The sequence below is a fragment of the Microbacterium arborescens genome, assembly GCF_030369635.1.
In the GTDB taxonomy this organism is placed as follows: Bacteria; Actinomycetota; Actinomycetes; order Actinomycetales; family Microbacteriaceae; genus Microbacterium.
Map to the genome: position 1 here is coordinate 1097934 of NZ_CP128474.1, position 15707 is coordinate 1113640.

A 15707-nucleotide genomic window follows, 5' to 3' on the forward strand; every position below is an offset into this window, starting at 1 on the left:
CAACTGCGCCCCACGCCACGCGCGTCGCCCGCAGGGGATTTGGCGGATGCCGCGAGCGAGCGCTACTGTCGGCGCATGTCTTCGGCTTCGCAGCGCACCGTCACGGTGCTTCGCGCGCGCCGACGTCTGGGCGACCGCCGACGCTAGGCGACCCTGCACGCTCCCGCATCCGCGGTCGAGCGCGTGGTGTCGCCGCCGCCGGTCCCCGTCGCCGCAGAGGCGACGTCATCCCAGACAATAAGGTGGAAGTCATGCCCCTCTCCGTCGCCGTCTCCGGCGCATCCGGATACGCGGGAGGCGAGATCCTGCGCCTGCTCGCCGCTCACCCCGAGGTCGAGATCCGCACGGTCACCGCGCACTCCAACGCCGGTCAGCCCCTCATCGACCACCAGCCGCATCTGCGGTCGCTGCGCCATCTCACGCTCCAGCCCTCGACGCCCGAGGTCCTGGCCGGGCACGACATCGTGTTCCTGGCCCTCCCGCACGGACAGTCCGGGCAGTACACCGACGCGCTCGCCGACACCGCCCTCGTCATCGACGCGGGTGCCGACCACCGGCTGACCTCGTCCGACGACTGGGATGCCTTCTACGGCGGCGAGTTCCACGAACCCTGGACCTACGGCGTGCCCGAGCTTCTGACCGGCGGCGGCAAGCAGCGGGAGAAGCTCATCGGGGCCTCGCGCATCGCGGCCCCCGGTTGCAACGCGTCGACCGTCGCGCTGAGCCTCGCCCCCGGGGTCGCGGCCGGCGTAATCGACCCGGGCGACATCGTGAGCGTGCTGGCCGTCGGCCCCTCGGGCGCGGGCAAGAGCCTGAAGACGAACCTCCTCGCCGCCGAGATCCTCGGATCGGCCAACCCGTACGCGATCGGCGGGACGCACCGCCACATCCCCGAGATCCGGCAGGCGCTGCGCGGCGCGGGTGCGGCGGGTGACATCCGCATCTCGTTCACTCCGGTCCTCGTGCCGATGTCGCGCGGCATCCTCGCCACCTCGACCGCCCCGATCGCAGACGGCGTCAGCGACGCGCAGATCCGCGAGGCGTGGGAGAGCGCCTACGCCGACGAGACCTTCGTGCAGCTGCTGCCCGAAGGGTCGTTCCCCCGCACCGCCGACGTCACCGGCGCGAACACCGCCCTCATGGGCCTCGCGATCGACCGTGCTGCCGGCCGGGTGGTCGTTGTGACCGCGGTGGACAACCTCGCCAAAGGCACCGCGGGTGCCGCCATCCAGTCGATGAACATCGCCCTCGGTTTCGCCGAGACCACGGGCCTGAGCGTGAACGGAGTCGCCCCGTGAGCGTCACCGCCCCCCAGGGTTTCGAAGCCGCCGGCGTCGCCGCGGGTCTGAAGTCCACCGGAAAGCCCGACGTCGCCGTCGTCGTCAACCGCGGCCCGCTCAAGGTCGGCGCCGCGGTCTTCACCTCGAACCGCGCCAAGGCGAACCCGATCATCTGGTCGCAGCAGGCGATCGCCGATGGTGTGGTCGAGGCCGTCGTCCTCAACTCGGGGGGAGCGAACTGCTTCACCGGCAGCTTCGGCTTCCAGACGACGCATCAGACCGCCGAGAAGGCGGGCGAGCTGCTCGATGTGAGCTCGGGCGATGTGCTCGTCTGCTCGACCGGACTCATCGGCACCGGCGATGAGGTGTTCCGAGCCAAGGTGCTCGACGGCACCACCGCTGCGATCGGCTCGCTCAGCGCCGACGGCGGCGAGGCCGCCTCGCTCGCGATCATGACCACCGACTCGCGCCCCAAGCGCGCCGTCGTCTCCCGGGGTGGCTGGACGATCGGCGGTATGGCGAAGGGCGCGGGGATGCTCGCTCCGGGCCTCGCGACGATGCTCGTCGTCATCACCACCGACGCCGTCCTCGATTCGGCGCAGGCCGACGCGGCGCTCCGGTCCGCGACGCGCACGAGCTTCGACCGGCTCGACTCCGACGGATGCATGTCGACCAACGACCAGGTGACGCTGATGGTCAGCGGCGCGTCGGGAGTGACTCCGGATGCCGCGGACTTCGCCGACGCGCTCGCCGAGCTCTGCGCCGACCTCGCCGAGCAGTTGCAGGGCGACGCCGAAGGCGCGAGCCACGACATCTCGATCGAGGTCGTCGGGGCGGCATCCGAAGAGGATGCTGTCGTCGTCGGACGCTCCGTAGCCCGCAACAACCTGTTCAAGGCCGCGATCTTCGGCAACGACCCCAACTGGGGCCGCGTGCTCGCGGCGATCGGCACGACGGATGCCGCGTTCGACCCGTACGACGTCGACGTGTCGTTCAACGGGGTGCGGGTCTGCACGGCCGGTGGGCCCGACCGCCCGCGTGAGGAGGTCGACCTGACGCCTCGCGCGACGCACATCCTCATCGACCTGAAGTCGGGCGATGCGACGGCGACGATCCTCACGAACGACCTGACGCACGACTACGTCCACGAGAACAGCGCTTACTCCTCATGAACGACATCGACCTCCAGTACACGACCCCCGAAGAGGCGGCAGCCAAGGCGGGCGTCCTCATCGAGTCGCTGCCGTGGCTGCAGCGCTTCCGCGACCAGATCATCGTCATCAAGTACGGCGGCAACGCGATGGTCTCCGAGGAGTTGCAGGAGTCCTTCGCCCAGGACATCGCCTATCTGCGCTTCGTGGGTGTCAAGCCCGTCGTCGTGCACGGCGGCGGCCCGCAGATCTCCAAGATGCTCGACCGGCTCTCGATCGAGAGCGAGTTCAAGGGCGGCTACCGGGTCACGAGCACCGAGGCGATCGACGTCGTCCGCATGGTGCTCACGGGGCAGATCAATCCGCAGCTCGTCGCCCGTATCAACGCGTACGGTCCGTTCGCGACGGGCCTGTCGGGTGAGGATGCCGGGCTGTTCGGCGGCCGCCGCCGCGGTGTCGTGATCGACGGCACCGAGCATGACCTCGGCCACGTCGGCGATGTCGTCGAGGTCGATCCGCAGCCGGTCCACGATCAGCTCGACGCGGGACGCATCCCGGTCATCTCCTCGATCGCCCCCGACCTCGACAATCCGGGTCAGTCGCTCAATGTCAACGCGGATGCCGCGGCCGCGGCCCTCGCGACGGCTCTCGGTGCCACGAAGCTCGTCGTCCTCACCGACGTGCCCGGCCTCTACGCCGACTGGCCCAACCGCGACTCGCTCGTGTCGCATCTGACGTCGACGGACCTCCGCGCGATGCTGCCGAAGCTCGAGTCGGGGATGATCCCGAAGATGCAGGCCTGCCTCGACGCGGTCGACGGGGGAGTGGACACGGCGGCCATCATCGACGGACGCCAGCCCCACTCGGTGCTGGTCGAGGTCTTCACAGCACAAGGAATCGGTACGGAGGTGGTGGCGGGATGACGAACCCGACGATCCAGCAGACGGCGCCCACATGGGCGGACGACGTCGATCGTGACCTCGTGCGCAGCGCGGGTGCGCGCCTGGCGCTGCTCGAACGCGGCGAGGGGGCATACGTCTGGGATGCCGACGGCAAGCGATACCTCGACTTCCTCGCGGGCATCGCCGTCAACTCGCTCGGGCACGCCCACCCCGTGTTCGTCGAGGCGGTCTCGCGCCAGGCGGCCACCCTCTCGCACGTGTCGAACTACTTCGCGACGCCGCCGCAGCTCGACCTCGCGGCGAAGCTCAAGCGTCTCGCGGGCACCGGTGACGCCGGACGCGTGTACTTCGGCAACTCCGGCGCCGAGGCCAATGAGGCGGCGTTCAAGCTCGCACGTCTGCACGGAGGAGCCGAGCGCCCCCGTATCCTCGCGCTGAAGGATGCCTTCCACGGGCGCACGATGGGCACCCTCGCCCTGACCGGCAAGCCGCAGATGCAGCAGCCGTTCGAGCCGATGGTTCCCGGCGTCGAGAGCATCGACTCGACGATCGAGGCCCTCGAGGCCGCGATCGACGATCGCGTCGCGGCGCTGTTCGTCGAGCCCATCAAGGGCGAAGCGGGCGTCATCCCGCTGCCCGAGGGCTATCTCGTGGCGGCGCGAGAGATCACGAAGCGCCACGGCGCGCTGCTGATCATCGACGAGATCCAGACCGGCGCCGGGCGCACCGGCGCGTGGTTCGCGTTCCAGCACGCCGGCATCGAGCCCGACGCGATCACGGTCGCCAAAGGCATCGGCGGCGGCTTCCCGATCGGCGCGCTCATCACGTTCGCGAGCGCGAGCGAGCTGTTCTACCCGGGCACCCACGGTTCGACGTTCGGCGGCAACCCGCTGGGCACCGCCGTCGCCTCGGCCGTTCTCGGCGAGATCGAGAACGCCGGACTCGTCGATGCCGCCGCCACCCACGGCGCGCGCGTGCGGCAGGTTCTCGAGTCGATCGACTCGCCGCTCATCGACGGCGTGCGCGGACAGGGCCTGCTGCTGGGCGTCGGGCTGCGGCATCCGGTCGCCGGCGCCGTCGTGGCCGCGGCGCAGGAGCACGGGCTGATCGTCAACGCGGCCAACGACCGCACGGTGCGGATCGCCCCGCCGCTCACCATCGGCGACGTCGAGATCGACGAGTTCGCCGAGCTTTTCACCGCCGCGCTGCGCACCGTCGAGTCGGCCCTGCTTCTCGAGAACACGACCACGGAGGAATCCGCATGACCCGCCATCTGCTTCGCGACGACGACCTGAGCCCGGCCGAGCAGGCCGAGGTGCTCGACCTCGCCCTGTCGCTGAAGAAGGACCGCTGGAAGCTGAAGCCCCTCGAGGGCCCGCAGACCGTCGCGGTCATCTTCGACAAGTCGTCGACGCGCACGCGCGTCTCGTTCGCTGTCGGCATCGCCGACCTGGGCGGTTCGCCGCTGATCATCTCGACCGCCAGCAGCCAGCTCGGCGGCAAGGAGACCCCGTCCGACACCGCACGGGTGCTCGAGCGGCAGGTCGCCGCGATCGTCTGGCGCACGTACGCGCAGGCCGGGCTCGAGGAGATGGCCCGCGGCACCCGCGTTCCGGTCGTCAACGCGCTGAGCGACGATTTCCACCCCTGCCAGCTGCTCGCCGACTTGCTGACGATTCGCGAGCACAAGGGTGACCTCGCCGGGCTCACGCTGTCGTTCTTCGGCGACGGTCAGTCGAACATGGGTCACTCGTACGTGCTCGCCGGCGTGACCGCGGGGATGCACGTCCGCGTCGCGTCTCCGGAGGGTTACGGTCCCCGTGAGGACGTCGTGGCAGACGCGCAGCGCATCGCGGCCCAGACGGGCGGCTCGGTCACGATCCTGGTCGACCCGCTCGAGACGGCATCCGGTGCCGACGTCATCGTGACCGACACCTGGGTCTCGATGGGCAAGGAAGAGGAGAAGATCGCACGCATCCGCGATCTGGGCGCGTACAAGGTGACGCAGCAGACGATGGATGCCGCTGCCGACGGCGCGATCTTCATGCACTGCCTGCCCGCCGATCGCGGGTACGAGGTCGACGCCGACGTCATCGACGGATCGGACAGCGTCGTCTGGGACGAAGCAGAGAACCGCCTCCACGCGCAGAAGGCGCTGCTGGTCTGGCTGCTGCGTCAGCAGTGACCACGAGGCGGTGAGGAGCGTTCGGTGTCGGGGATGAGCGAGATGCTGCGGCGCCGCCCGCTGTTCGCGCCGTCGCGCATCGACGGCATCGACCTCGCTCGCGACCTCGCCGTGATCGGGATGCTGGCAGCACACCTGCTCGCGATCCCCGACTTCGATTGGACGATCCCCTCCTCGTACGAGGGGATCGTCCACGGTCGCTCGTCCATCCTGTTCGCCACCCTCGCGGGCGTGTCGATCGGGCTCATCAGCGGCGGCCCGGTGCCGCTGCGCGGCCCACGACTCGAGACGACTCGTCTGCGCCTGCTCGTGCGGGCCGGGGCGATCTGGGTGATCGGCGTGCTGCTGCTGTTCCTCGCGGTGCCGGTGTACGTCATCCTCCCCGCCTACGCGCTGCTGTTCGTGATCGCCGCCGCGGTCCTGCCGCTGCGGGCGCGTACGCTGCTCATCGCGGCCGGGGTCGTGGGGCTCGTCGCGCCGTTCCCGCAGGCGGCGATCGACGGCCTGGCGTTCTGGTCGACGCCCGCCGGGGTCGATCTATCGAACGCCCTCGGTTGGCACTACCCCTTCCTCACCTGGATGGCGTTCGTCCTGGCTGGTATGGGCGTGGCGCGCCTCGACCTGCGCTCGCGCGCGACCCCGTGGCTCGTCGCCCTCGCCGGGCTCGCCCTGACGGCGGTCGGGGCCGCTCTCGACATCGTCTGGGGGCGCTCGGAGGTCTTCGGTGAGACGCCGTGGACGGGCGAGGCCCATTCCTCCGGGCTGTTCGAGGTGATCGGATCCGGCGGCTTCGCGCTGCTCGTCATCGGCGTGTGCGTGCTCGTGTGCCGGACGCCGATCACCTGGGCCGCTCTGCCGCTGCGCGCGGTGGGCTCGATGCCCCTGACCGCGTACTCGGCGCAGATCGTGGTGTGGGCCCTCACCCGTCCCGCCGCCGAGCCCGGCGTGTTCGAACTCGACGCCTACCGGGCGCTCGACCCGTTCTGGCCGATGACCCTCGGCATCATCCTCGGATGCACCGTGTGGGCCCTCGTCGTCGGGCGTGGCCCGCTCGAAGCCGGCATCGACGCACTCGCGCGGCTGACCGTCCGCGGGCACTCGGCGGCGCCGGGCGCGGCGATGCCGCCCCGATAGGCTGGAGCGATGAGCGAAGACACGTCAGGCGGCACGAACTCCGGGGCTCTCTGGGGAGCCCGCTTCGCCTCGGGCCCGGCGCCCGAGTTGGCCCGCCTGAGCCGATCGACCCACTTCGACTGGGCTCTGGCCGGCTATGACATCGCCGGATCGCACGCTCACGCGAAGGCGCTCGCCGCCGCCGGTTACCTCACGCCCGACGAAGAGAGCCGCATGCACGCGGGGCTCGACTCGGTGCTCGCGGCCGTGCGCGACGGCTCGCTGCAGCCCGCTCCCGGAGACGAAGACGTGCACGGCGCGCTCGAAGCCGCTCTCATCGCGACCGTCGGACCGGAGCTCGGCGGCAAGTTGCGCGCCGGCCGCAGCCGCAACGACCAGATCGCCACTCTGGTGCGCCTGTACCTGCTCGATCACGCCGAGGTCATCGCCCGCGACATCCTGCGGGTGATCGACGCCATCGTCGGCCAAGCCGAGGCGCACTCGCGCGCCATCATGCCCGGCCGCACCCACCTGCAGCACGCGCAGCCGGTGCTGCTCGCCCATCACCTGCAGGCCCACGCGTGGCCGCTGCTGCGCGACCTCGAGCGCCTGCGCGACTGGTCGGCCCGCGCTCGGGTCTCGCCGTACGGCGGGGGAGCGCTCGCCGGGGCCACTCTCGGTCTCGACCCTCAGCTCGTGGCGACGGAACTCGGTCTCGAGCGTCCCGCCGACAACTCGATCGACGGCACGTCGTCGCGCGACGTTGTGGCCGAGTTCGCGTTCATCGCCGCGATGATCGGCGTCGACATCTCGCGGTTCGCGGAAGACATCATCATCTGGAACACCCGCGAGTTCGGCTTCGTGACCCTCGACGACGGCTATTCGACCGGGTCGAGCATCATGCCGCAGAAGAAGAATCCCGACATCGCCGAGCTCGCCCGCGGCAAGGCGGGGCGCGTGATCGGCAACCTGTCGGGTCTGCTCGCCACCCTCAAGGCGCTGCCGCTGGCGTACAACCGTGATCTGCAGGAGGACAAAGAGCCTGTCTTCGACTCGATCGAGACGCTCGAGGTCGTCCTCCCCGCGTTCGCCGGCATGATCGCGACGCTTCGGTTCGATCTCGTCCGTATGGCCGAGTTGGCGCCGCAGGGCTTCTCGCTCGCGACCGATGTCGCCGAATGGCTTGTGAAGCGTGGTGTTCCTTTCCGCGAGGCGCATGAGATCTCGGGTTCGCTCGTGCGGCTCTGCGAAGAGCGCGGGATCGAGCTGCACGAGGCATCCGACGACGACCTCGTCTCGGTCTCGGAGCACCTCTCTCCCGAGGTCCGAGGTGTCCTCTCACCCGAGGGGTCGGTCGCCAGCCGCGACGGTGTCGGCGGTACCGCACCGGTGCGGGTCGACGAGCAGCGCGCGGCATTGATCGCTCGCGCCCAGCAGGCTGTGCGTGTGTGGCAGCTCTGATATCAGCCCAGAGCTGATATATCGGGTTCATCAGCTCAACACTTATATTCCAAGAATATAAGTGCTAGCCTGATCGCTATGTCCATCGCCGTCATCGCAGACATCGTCGGATCGCGTCTGCTCGAAGACCGCAGTCGCACACAGGCGCGGATCGAGGCGGCCATGGCCGAGGTCGACCATTCTCTACCCGTCGCCGTGGCGCCCATGCGCGCCACGTTCGCCGATGAGTTCCAGGCGGTCTTCGACGACCTCGACGACGCGCTGGCCTGGCTTCTGCTTCTCCAGCTCGCCCTGCCCGACGAGACGTCGCTGCGGTTCGGGCTCGGCGTCGGCGACGTCGGCTCGGTCGTCTCGGAGAGCTCGGACATCTCCGACGGCCCGGGGTGGTGGCGTGCGCGCGCGGCGATCGAGCAGGTGCACGCGATGCAGGACCGCGCGGTTCCGCGCGCCCGCACCCGCATTGTCGGAGGGGAGGACGAGGATGTCGCCATGGCCGACCGCATCCGCTTCGCCAACGCCTACCTGCTCTCACGCGACGAGATCGTCGGGGCGATGTCGGAGCGCGCTCGACGGCTGACCTACGGTCGCTGCCTCGGCCGCACGCAGGGTGCGCTCGCGAAGGAGGAGGGCATCACGCAATCGGCGGTCTCGCAGCTGCTCGCATCCTCGGGGGCCCCCGCGATCGTCGCCGGGTACGCAGCTCTGACGGAGCGTTCGTCATGATCGGCGCGGGGCTCATGCTGCTGGCGGTCGGCGGGCTCGATCTCGCCCGCAAGAGGCTGTCGGGTGCGAGGCTTGGGATCGTCCTGGTCGTCCTCGGGGCAGCACTCCTGCCGCTCGCGGCATGGGCCGGGGCAGCAGCGTGGTGGTTCGCAGCGATCGCCGTCGCGGCCGGATGGGCAGCGGTCACCTCGACGCGCGAGCCCACCCGCTGGGGCCTGTGGCCCGCGGCGCTCCTGGCCGTCGTCGTGGCCGTGGCGGTCGCGCTCATCGGGGTGCGCGACGGCCAGGGCCCTCTCGAGCGGATCTGGCCGATCGACTCGCCCCTCGGCGTCGTGAGCCTCGACCTCGCCATCGCGCTCGCGGGTGCGCTGGTGTTCCTCGTCGAATCGGGCAATGTCATCGTGCGTGCGTCGCTCCGCGGCGGGGTCGTGGCCGCCGAAGCGGCGAACGAGCTGAAGGGCGGGCGCATCATCGGCCCCCTTGAGCGCGTGCTCGTCTTCGCGCTCACCCTCACTGGAGCGTTCACGCTTCTCGCCGCCGTGCTCGCGGCGAAGGGCATCGTCCGCTTCCCCGAGATCTCGCGCGACCACGACGGGGGAGACCGCGCCGAGTACTTCCTCGTCGGAAGCCTGGTCAGCTGGGTCGTCGCGCTCGGTGCGGCTTTCCTCATCTGGTGGGGCACGGCCGCCTGAGCGTCGTCCGGTGAGGCGCTCAGCACGCCGCCGGTCTTGTGGCTTCGGAGGACTGTTTCGTGTGCCGTCATCAAGCTCAGCCGCCGGGCTGGGGCCTCGACGTCGCCCGAGGCGCCCGCCAGCCTGATGACGGAACGGCGACGCCGCGCGCTGGGTCCCCATGCGCGGCTGCGAGGGCACGTGGTCGGTCTGTATGACGTTTCCTCGGCGTGCTGATTCCCGTGCCGTCATCAGGCTCAGCCGCCGGGCTGGGGCCTCGACGTCGCCCGAGGCGCCCGCCAGCCTGATGACGGAACGGCGAAGGCTGGGGCCGGACCGCCGGTCGGGCCGTGTCGGCGGGTGCGCCGCTGATAGCCTGAAGCGCGTGTCTGATGAAGCCCTGACGACCGCCCCCGTGGCGCTCGATCCCGCGTTCGAGAACGTGTGGGACGAGCTGGTGTGGCGCGGTCTCGTGCATGTGTCCACCGACCAGGAAGCGCTGCGAGAGGCGCTCGGCGGAGACCCCATCACGTATTACTGCGGCTTCGACCCGACGGCGGCATCCCTGCACCTCGGTCACCTCGTGCAGCTGCTGACCCTTCGCCGCCTGCAGCTGGCCGGTCACAAGCCCCTCGGTCTCGTCGGCGGCTCGACCGGCCTCATCGGCGACCCCCGTCCGACCGCCGAGCGCACGCTCAACTCGCGTGAGACCGTCGCCGAGTGGGTCGACCGCCTGCGCGGTCAGATCGAGAAGTACCTCAGCTTCGAGGGCGAGAACGCCGCCCGCATGGTGAATAACCTCGACTGGACGGCGCCGATGTCGGCGATCGACTTCCTGCGCGAGATCGGCAAGCACTACCGCGTCGGCACGATGCTGAAGAAGGATGCCGTAGCCGCGCGCCTGAACTCCGATGCCGGCATCAGTTACACCGAGTTCAGCTACCAGATCCTGCAGGGGCTCGACTTCCTCGAGCTCTACCGCCAGTACGGCTGCACGCTGCAGACGGGCGGATCGGACCAGTGGGGCAACCTCACGAGCGGCACCGACCTGATCCATCGCGTCGAGGGCACCTCGGTGCACGCGTTCGGCACGCCGCTGATCACCAACAGCGACGGCACGAAGTTCGGCAAGAGCGAGGGCAACGCGATCTGGATCGACGCGGAGCTCACGAGCCCGTACGCGTTCTACCAGTTCTGGCTCTCGACCGCGGATGCCGACGTCGTCGAGCGCCTGAAGGTGTTCACGTTCCTCAGCAGCGCCGAGATCGCCGAGTACGAGCGTCTCGTCGCCGACGAGCCGTTCCGCCGCGCGGCGCAGAAGCGTCTGGCGTTCGAGGTCACCGCGACGGTGCACGGCGTGGATGCGACGGCGAAGGTCATCGCGGCATCCGACGCCTTGTTCGGCCAGGGCGACCTGACCGCTCTCGACGCCGCCACGCTGCGCTCGGCTCTGCAGGAGCTGCCCAACGCCACCGCGTCGGCGGGCGCCTCGGTCGTGCAGCTGCTCGTCGACACCGGGCTCGTCGGCAGCCTGTCGGAAGCCCGCCGGGCGATCGCGCAGGGCGGCGTCTCGATCAACGGTGCGAAGGTCGACGACGAGTCGGCTGTCGTGGTCGGAGACCTGCCGGGTGGCGTGGCCGTGCTGCGGCGAGGCAAGAAGACGCTCGCGGGCGTCTTCATCGACGACTGACCCGAGCGGATGCCGTTCACCCCGAGCCACGCCGTCGTCGCGCTGGCAGTCGTCCGCACACCGCTCGTGCCGGCGGCCGTGGCTGTCGGGGCGATGGCGCCCGATTTGCCGTTGTTCGCCCGCGGGATCGGCATCAGCTACGCGCAGACGCATGCGTATCCGTGGCTGACGGTGGTGATCGCGGGTGTGCTGCTGCTCGCGTGGTGGCTGCTGCTGCGGCCCGCGGTGTGTGAGCTCGCACCCGACTGGCTTGCGGGAAGGCTGCCATCGGCGTGGGACGCCACGGGCGGCGACGCGCTGCGAACCGTGCGGCCCGCATCGGGGCGGACCCGGTCGGTCGCGGTCAACGTTCTGCTGGTCGTGGTGTCGCTGGCGCTGGGCGTGCTGAGTCACATCGCCTGGGATGCCTTCACCCACGAGGGGCGCTGGGGCGTGGAGCTCATCCCCGCGCTGGCCGAGCGCTGGGGACCGTTCCACGGCTACCGGTGGTTGCAGTACGCATCGAGCGCGCTGGGCCTGCTCGGGCTCGCGGCGGCGGGCGCGTTCTGGCTGCGGAAGCGGTCGCTGTCTTCGGTGCGCCGGGTGCTGCCCGGTGCGGTGCGAGTCGTCTGGTGGGCATCGCTACCGTTCGTGCTCGTCGTCGCGTGGCTGATGGGTCTCGCCGCCTATGGCCCGCTGACCGCGGAGTGGACCGCGCAGCACCTCGCATACCGAGTGCTGCCGCCCGCGTGTGCGATCTGGGGAGTGGCGACGCTCGTGCTGTGCGTCGTCGTGCAGGTGGTGCGGCGACGTGTCGTGCGGTGAGTATCGCGGGGCTTCGGTCTTCGGCGACCCGTGGTCGCGTACTCGAGGTGAAGGTTCAGTCGACTCCGCGTAGCCGGTCGATCTTCCGGCGTTCGCGTTTCGTCGGTCGGCCGGCGCCGCGATCACGGACGGCGAGCATCGCCATCGGCTCGCGCGGGGGAGTGCGGTCTTCCAGGGCGGTCGCCGCGACGGGCGCGCCGACGCGCTTGGTGAGCGTCTGTCTGACGACGAGGATGCGGTCGAAGCCCGCGATCCGCACCCGCAGCTCATCGCCGGGCTTCACCGACTGCGACGCCTTGACTCTCTCGCCGTTGATCCGGACGTGACCGGCGCGGCAGGCGGTGGTCGCCGCTGACCGGGTCTTGTAGATGCGGACCGCCCACAGCCACGAGTCCACACGGACGGGCGCATCGGATGCGGTCATGCGTTCCATTCTCGCCGAAGCGTCACGGGTGCTCGCCGGCATCGGTCTTGTTCGCATCGGCGAGGTCGAGCGAGACGACGGCGACATGCGGCTTCGGGCGGGCGACCTCGCGGAACCCCGCGCTGAGGAACGTGGAGAGAGCACCGTGGTACAGCTCGTTCGAGGTGACCTTGCGCCCCGCATCCGGGTCGACGGGGTACGCCTCGACCACCCGTGCGCCGTTCTCGCGGGCGAAGGCGATCGCGGCGTCGAGGAGTGCCGCGTTGAGGCCCGAGCCGCGATGCTCCTTCCGCACCGCGAAGCAGCTCACGGCCCAGACATCCGCGTCGTCCCAGGGCTCCTCGGTCGCGCCTGCGTAGGCGCGTGTCTTGCTCAACCGAATCTGGCGTGTACGCGGACCGACACGGACCCAGCCGGCGGCGTCGCCGTCGACGTAAGCGATGAGGCCGGGGGAGGGCGCGGCATCCACTTCGCTGCGGAAGGCTGCGGCGCGGCCGTCGATATCGGTGCGCTGGAAGTCGGCATTTGTCATCGTCCACCACTGGCACTGACACTCGTGTCCGTCGCCGCCGCCGCTCATCGCGTGCTGGGCATCGCTGAAGCTGCCGGGCGTCACCGGCACGATCGTCGTCTCGCTCATGGCCAGACGGTACTGCCCGCCCCGGACACCGGGCAACGATCGGTCGTCGCAGATGCAAGCGCAACGCGCCCGGGTGCGCCGGTTCGCGAGCGGGCTCGGGACCCGTTAGGATAGGGGAGTTGTCCGCGTGCGGACAGCGGACCGGGATGTGGCGCAGCTTGGTAGCGCACTTGACTGGGGGTCAAGGGGTCGCAGGTTCAAATCCTGTCATCCCGACGGTCTGAAGCCCTGATGAGAAGTGATTTTCATCAGGGCTTCGTCATGTCTGGCGACGGGTTTTCGTTTGGTCCCCCCTCTGGTCCCCTCGCCAAGGCATCGGCGCCAGCCCGCGGACGGCCGAGGGCGTAGCTGGCTCTCTGGAAGTCGTCGCCTGTGGATAAGGGGACCAGAGCATCTGATCGTGGCTTCTGGCTACCCGTCACAGCGACCTCGACGCCTCGCGCCGGCTCGGTCTGCTTGCCTTGGAGGATCGGGCAAGGAAGGGGTTGGCCTGCTCCGCGGCGGAGGCTAGGTGGCGGTCGTCGGGGTGCAGGTATCCGCGGGTGGTCTCGACGGAGGCGTGGACGAGGATGCCCTGGAGGATGTGGAGCGGGATGCCTGCGTCGGCCATCCACGTCGCGCCGGTGTGCCGGAGGCCGTGTCGGGTGAGGTCGGGCAGGCCGAGATCGCTGACGATCTGGTCCCAGTTCGTCGCCTCCCGCACGGTCGCGGTCGTGAGAGCGCCGCCCTTCGGGCCGACCAGCAGCCGGTCATCGGGCTCCTTTCCCTCCGCGAGCCGCTCAAGAACCGGTCGGAGTGGGTCGAGGATCGGCACGCGGCGTTCGCTCCGGCCTTTGGTCTGTTTCGTGATGAGCCCGCCTTTGCCGGGGTAGGTCTGCCGGGCGATCACCACGATGCTCTTGTCGAACCGGACGTCACCGGCTTGGAGGCCCGAGACCTCGGATGAACGCGCCGCGAGGAGGGCGGCGAGCATGACGAAGTCGGAGTACGACTGGTGAATCTTCCCGCAAGCTTCAGCGAGCTTCGTCAGCGTTCCGATGTCGGGGATCGCATGCGCGCGCGGGGAAGCACCCTCCGCAGGCTGGAGACGGAAGGCATTGCGGTTCAGGCTGCGCTTAGCGCGGTTCTTCGCGGGGTTGATCGGGATGAGCCCGTCGCGTACTGCTTCGTCGAGGACTCGCACGAGTGGGGCGATGGAGTTCTTAATCGTCGAGGCCCCGTGCCGTTTCTCCCAGGCATCGATGGTGCGGTCGATGATCCCGGCGGTGATCTGCGTGACGGGCAAGTGCCCGAGAGCAGGCAGCACGCGGAGCTTGAGCCCGTACCCGTAGGTCTCCCCGGTTGAGGTCGGGTCGAGGCCGCGCGCCCGTCGGTCGCCGATCCTGGTGACGAACTCGGTGAGCGTCATGGACACGTCCATGCCCTAGGCCGATGACCGCCGCAGCGAGTCGAGGAACTCGTGCGCCGCAGCCTCATCGGCGACGATCTCGGAGCGGATGATGCGGCGTTTGCTGATCGGGTCCGTCCAGCGGGCACGGGCGCGGATGCCGTAGGAACGACGCTCCAGATCGGTGGAAATCTTCACGCCGACCGGAGGCACCGGTTTCGGCTGTGCTTGCGGGAGTGGCTCAGCCTTCCGGGGCATCGCCGTGCTCCAGGCCTGCCAGCCAGGCGTCGACCGCCTCGACGCGGTATCGGGCGATCCCGCCCAGCCGCAGGAACGGCGGCCCCTGACCGGCGGAACGCCACCTCGACAAAGTCGACTCGGACACCTTGAGTTAGGCGGCGATCTCGCGACTGTCCATGAGAGGCGAGACCACGATCGTGCCGCCGGTATCACTCACGCGACTTCTCCGGTGTTCGGGTCGAGCCCGGCATAGAACTCGTCCTCGGCCTGGCGGCGCGCGGCGACATCGTCGAGGACGAACTGCACGAAGTCCTGATCGCGGTGAGCGATGATTGTGTCCTCGACTGGGCCTGCCGGGTCCTCCCCGGGCCATGTGATTTGCCGGGTGGGGCGGTCTCGGTCGAGACGGGTTCCGGAAGCTGCGACCCAGTCACGGAGCCGCTGACGGGCGTCGGCGAAGTCGCGATGCCAGCCCAGTGGAGCGGAGCCGTTCTGCTCCGGGTCGTAGGCGGACAGCCAATGCAGGTGCAGCGCGCTCAGCTCCCACAGCAGCTCCGGATGACGGTGCCAGAACGGCGGAACCACCGAAGCAGGCAGCCCGTAGGTGCGGCGCAGCCAATCGTCCCAGCGGTTCAGCTCCAGCCACTCGGCCTCCGCTTCCTCGCTGGTCAGGAGGTTCCAGTGATCGGGTGCGGAGGCTCCGGGATCAGCGGCCCGTCGAACTCCTCGGACTCCTCGTCCAGGTCCGGCTCGTCGGTCTCGGCGGCGGTGTCATTCTCGTTCATCGCTGTCACCGCCGGTCAGAGTCCGAGCGCCGGTGCGGCGCGGCGCGCCCCGGCATCAATCGCCTGGCCCGGGGCCTCCTGCGCGACGGCGGGCTGGCGGCGGGCGCGGTCGACCTCGTAGCGGGTGCGGGCGAGGTCATGGCCGAGCTTCTTCGCCACGAACTCTTCCGCCTTGACCGCCTCGCCTTCCGGCGTGGTGCGGTCGTACTCGCGGGTGTACCCTCCGCGACGAACTTGTCTCCCTTGGCGAG

Annotated in this window: 17 protein-coding genes, 1 tRNA gene and 1 pseudogene; 12 read left to right on the plus strand and 7 right to left on the minus strand. The window is 69.7% G+C overall.

What is annotated here, in order from left to right:
• Positions 1-251: 251 nt before the first annotated feature.
• From argC to QUC20_RS05210, 11 genes are all read left to right on the plus strand, one after another.
• Positions 252-1298, plus strand: coding sequence for an N-acetyl-gamma-glutamyl-phosphate reductase (gene argC / locus QUC20_RS05160; protein WP_120263080.1), 1047 nt, complete (start codon positions 252-254; stop codon positions 1296-1298).
• Positions 1295-2452, plus strand: coding sequence for a bifunctional glutamate N-acetyltransferase/amino-acid acetyltransferase ArgJ (gene argJ / locus QUC20_RS05165; RefSeq protein WP_289331145.1), 1158 nt, complete (start codon positions 1295-1297; stop codon positions 2450-2452). Before argC ends, argJ begins: the two co-directional genes overlap by 4 nt.
• Positions 2449-3354, plus strand: coding sequence for an acetylglutamate kinase (gene argB / locus QUC20_RS05170; RefSeq protein ID WP_120263078.1), 906 nt, complete (start codon positions 2449-2451; stop codon positions 3352-3354). Before argJ ends, argB begins: the two co-directional genes overlap by 4 nt.
• Positions 3351-4598 (plus strand): acetylornithine transaminase, encoded by a 1248-nt coding sequence (locus tag QUC20_RS05175; RefSeq protein ID WP_289331146.1) that lies wholly within the window; start codon positions 3351-3353, stop codon positions 4596-4598. The genes argB and QUC20_RS05175 overlap by 4 nt, the downstream gene beginning before the upstream one ends.
• Positions 4595-5518, plus strand: a complete 924-nt coding sequence (gene argF / locus QUC20_RS05180; protein WP_289331147.1) for an ornithine carbamoyltransferase — start codon at positions 4595-4597, stop codon at positions 5516-5518. The genes QUC20_RS05175 and argF overlap by 4 nt, the downstream gene beginning before the upstream one ends.
• A gap of 33 nt (positions 5519-5551) precedes the next feature.
• Positions 5552-6652: a heparan-alpha-glucosaminide N-acetyltransferase domain-containing protein gene (locus tag QUC20_RS05185; protein WP_289331475.1), complete on the plus strand. Its 1101-nt coding sequence runs from the start codon at positions 5552-5554 to the stop codon at positions 6650-6652.
• 9 nt (positions 6653-6661) lie between these two features.
• On the plus strand, positions 6662-8092 hold the full coding sequence (gene argH / locus QUC20_RS05190) for an argininosuccinate lyase (protein WP_289331148.1): 1431 nt from the start codon (positions 6662-6664) through the stop codon (positions 8090-8092).
• A gap of 78 nt (positions 8093-8170) precedes the next feature.
• Complete coding sequence (locus tag QUC20_RS05195; RefSeq protein ID WP_289331149.1) at positions 8171-8815, plus strand: SatD family protein; 645 nt, start codon at positions 8171-8173, stop codon at positions 8813-8815.
• The gene (locus QUC20_RS05200) at positions 8812-9507 is read left to right on the plus strand and encodes a hypothetical protein (RefSeq protein WP_120263073.1); all 696 of its coding nucleotides are present in this window, start codon (positions 8812-8814) and stop codon (positions 9505-9507) included. The genes QUC20_RS05195 and QUC20_RS05200 overlap by 4 nt, the downstream gene beginning before the upstream one ends.
• Before the next feature lie 364 nt (positions 9508-9871).
• A complete protein-coding gene (tyrS, locus tag QUC20_RS05205; protein ID WP_289331150.1) occupies positions 9872-11176 on the plus strand; it encodes a tyrosine--tRNA ligase in 1305 nt (434 codons plus the stop codon).
• A 9-nt stretch (positions 11177-11185) separates the two neighbouring features.
• Positions 11186-11980, plus strand: coding sequence for a DUF4184 family protein (locus QUC20_RS05210; protein WP_289331151.1), 795 nt, complete (start codon positions 11186-11188; stop codon positions 11978-11980).
• A 55-nt stretch (positions 11981-12035) separates the two neighbouring features.
• Here QUC20_RS05210 and QUC20_RS05215 read toward each other — a convergent pair whose 3' ends face one another.
• A complete protein-coding gene (locus tag QUC20_RS05215) occupies positions 12036-12404 on the minus strand; it encodes an RNA-binding S4 domain-containing protein (protein ID WP_289331152.1) in 369 nt (122 codons plus the stop codon).
• A 22-nt stretch (positions 12405-12426) separates the two neighbouring features.
• Positions 12427-13044: a GNAT family N-acetyltransferase gene (locus QUC20_RS05220; RefSeq protein WP_289331153.1), complete on the minus strand. Its 618-nt coding sequence runs from the start codon at positions 13042-13044 to the stop codon at positions 12427-12429.
• 142 nt (positions 13045-13186) lie between these two features.
• Between QUC20_RS05220 and QUC20_RS05225 the strand changes: the two genes are divergently transcribed.
• A tRNA-Pro gene (locus tag QUC20_RS05225) sits at positions 13187-13260 on the plus strand.
• 202 nt (positions 13261-13462) lie between these two features.
• Here QUC20_RS05225 and QUC20_RS05230 read toward each other — a convergent pair.
• The 5 genes and pseudogenes from QUC20_RS05230 to QUC20_RS05250 all read right to left on the minus strand — a co-directional run bounded on the left by QUC20_RS05230 (position 13463) and on the right by QUC20_RS05250 (position 15615).
• A complete protein-coding gene (locus QUC20_RS05230; protein ID WP_289331476.1) occupies positions 13463-14452 on the minus strand; it encodes a tyrosine-type recombinase/integrase in 990 nt (329 codons plus the stop codon).
• Positions 14453-14467: 15 nt separating this feature from the next.
• Positions 14468-14629, minus strand: coding sequence for a hypothetical protein (locus QUC20_RS05235; protein ID WP_289331154.1), 162 nt, complete (start codon positions 14627-14629; stop codon positions 14468-14470).
• 43 nt (positions 14630-14672) lie between these two features.
• Positions 14673-14816, minus strand: a complete 144-nt coding sequence (locus QUC20_RS05240; RefSeq protein ID WP_289331155.1) for a helix-turn-helix transcriptional regulator — start codon at positions 14814-14816, stop codon at positions 14673-14675.
• A 68-nt stretch (positions 14817-14884) separates the two neighbouring features.
• Positions 14885-15456 (minus strand): annotated as a pseudogene (locus tag QUC20_RS05245) (hypothetical protein).
• A 15-nt stretch (positions 15457-15471) separates the two neighbouring features.
• Positions 15472-15615: a hypothetical protein gene (locus QUC20_RS05250; protein WP_289331156.1), complete on the minus strand. Its 144-nt coding sequence runs from the start codon at positions 15613-15615 to the stop codon at positions 15472-15474.
• Positions 15616-15707: the final 92 nt, after the last annotated feature.

What these genes read in the sequence shown, in the direction of transcription:
- QUC20_RS05215 (WP_289331152.1), bottom strand. Translation starts at nt 12,404, where the DNA reads ATGACCGCATCCGATGCGCCCGTCCGTGTGGACTCGTGGCTGTGGGCG.
- QUC20_RS05195 (WP_289331149.1), top strand. Translation starts at nt 8,171, where the DNA reads ATGTCCATCGCCGTCATCGCAGACATCGTCGGATCGCGTCTGCTCGAA.
- QUC20_RS05220 (WP_289331153.1), bottom strand. Translation starts at nt 13,044, where the DNA reads ATGAGCGAGACGACGATCGTGCCGGTGACGCCCGGCAGCTTCAGCGAT.
- QUC20_RS05230 (WP_289331476.1), bottom strand. Translation starts at nt 14,452, where the DNA reads ATGACGCTCACCGAGTTCGTCACCAGGATCGGCGACCGACGGGCGCGC.
- argB (WP_120263078.1), top strand. Translation starts at nt 2,449, where the DNA reads ATGAACGACATCGACCTCCAGTACACGACCCCCGAAGAGGCGGCAGCC.
- QUC20_RS05200 (WP_120263073.1), top strand. Translation starts at nt 8,812, where the DNA reads ATGATCGGCGCGGGGCTCATGCTGCTGGCGGTCGGCGGGCTCGATCTC.
- argH (WP_289331148.1), top strand. Translation starts at nt 6,662, where the DNA reads ATGAGCGAAGACACGTCAGGCGGCACGAACTCCGGGGCTCTCTGGGGA.
- argF (WP_289331147.1), top strand. Translation starts at nt 4,595, where the DNA reads ATGACCCGCCATCTGCTTCGCGACGACGACCTGAGCCCGGCCGAGCAG.
- QUC20_RS05175 (WP_289331146.1), top strand. Translation starts at nt 3,351, where the DNA reads ATGACGAACCCGACGATCCAGCAGACGGCGCCCACATGGGCGGACGAC.
- QUC20_RS05185 (WP_289331475.1), top strand. Translation starts at nt 5,552, where the DNA reads ATGAGCGAGATGCTGCGGCGCCGCCCGCTGTTCGCGCCGTCGCGCATC.
- argC (WP_120263080.1), top strand. Translation starts at nt 252, where the DNA reads ATGCCCCTCTCCGTCGCCGTCTCCGGCGCATCCGGATACGCGGGAGGC.
- QUC20_RS05210 (WP_289331151.1), top strand. Translation starts at nt 11,186, where the DNA reads ATGCCGTTCACCCCGAGCCACGCCGTCGTCGCGCTGGCAGTCGTCCGC.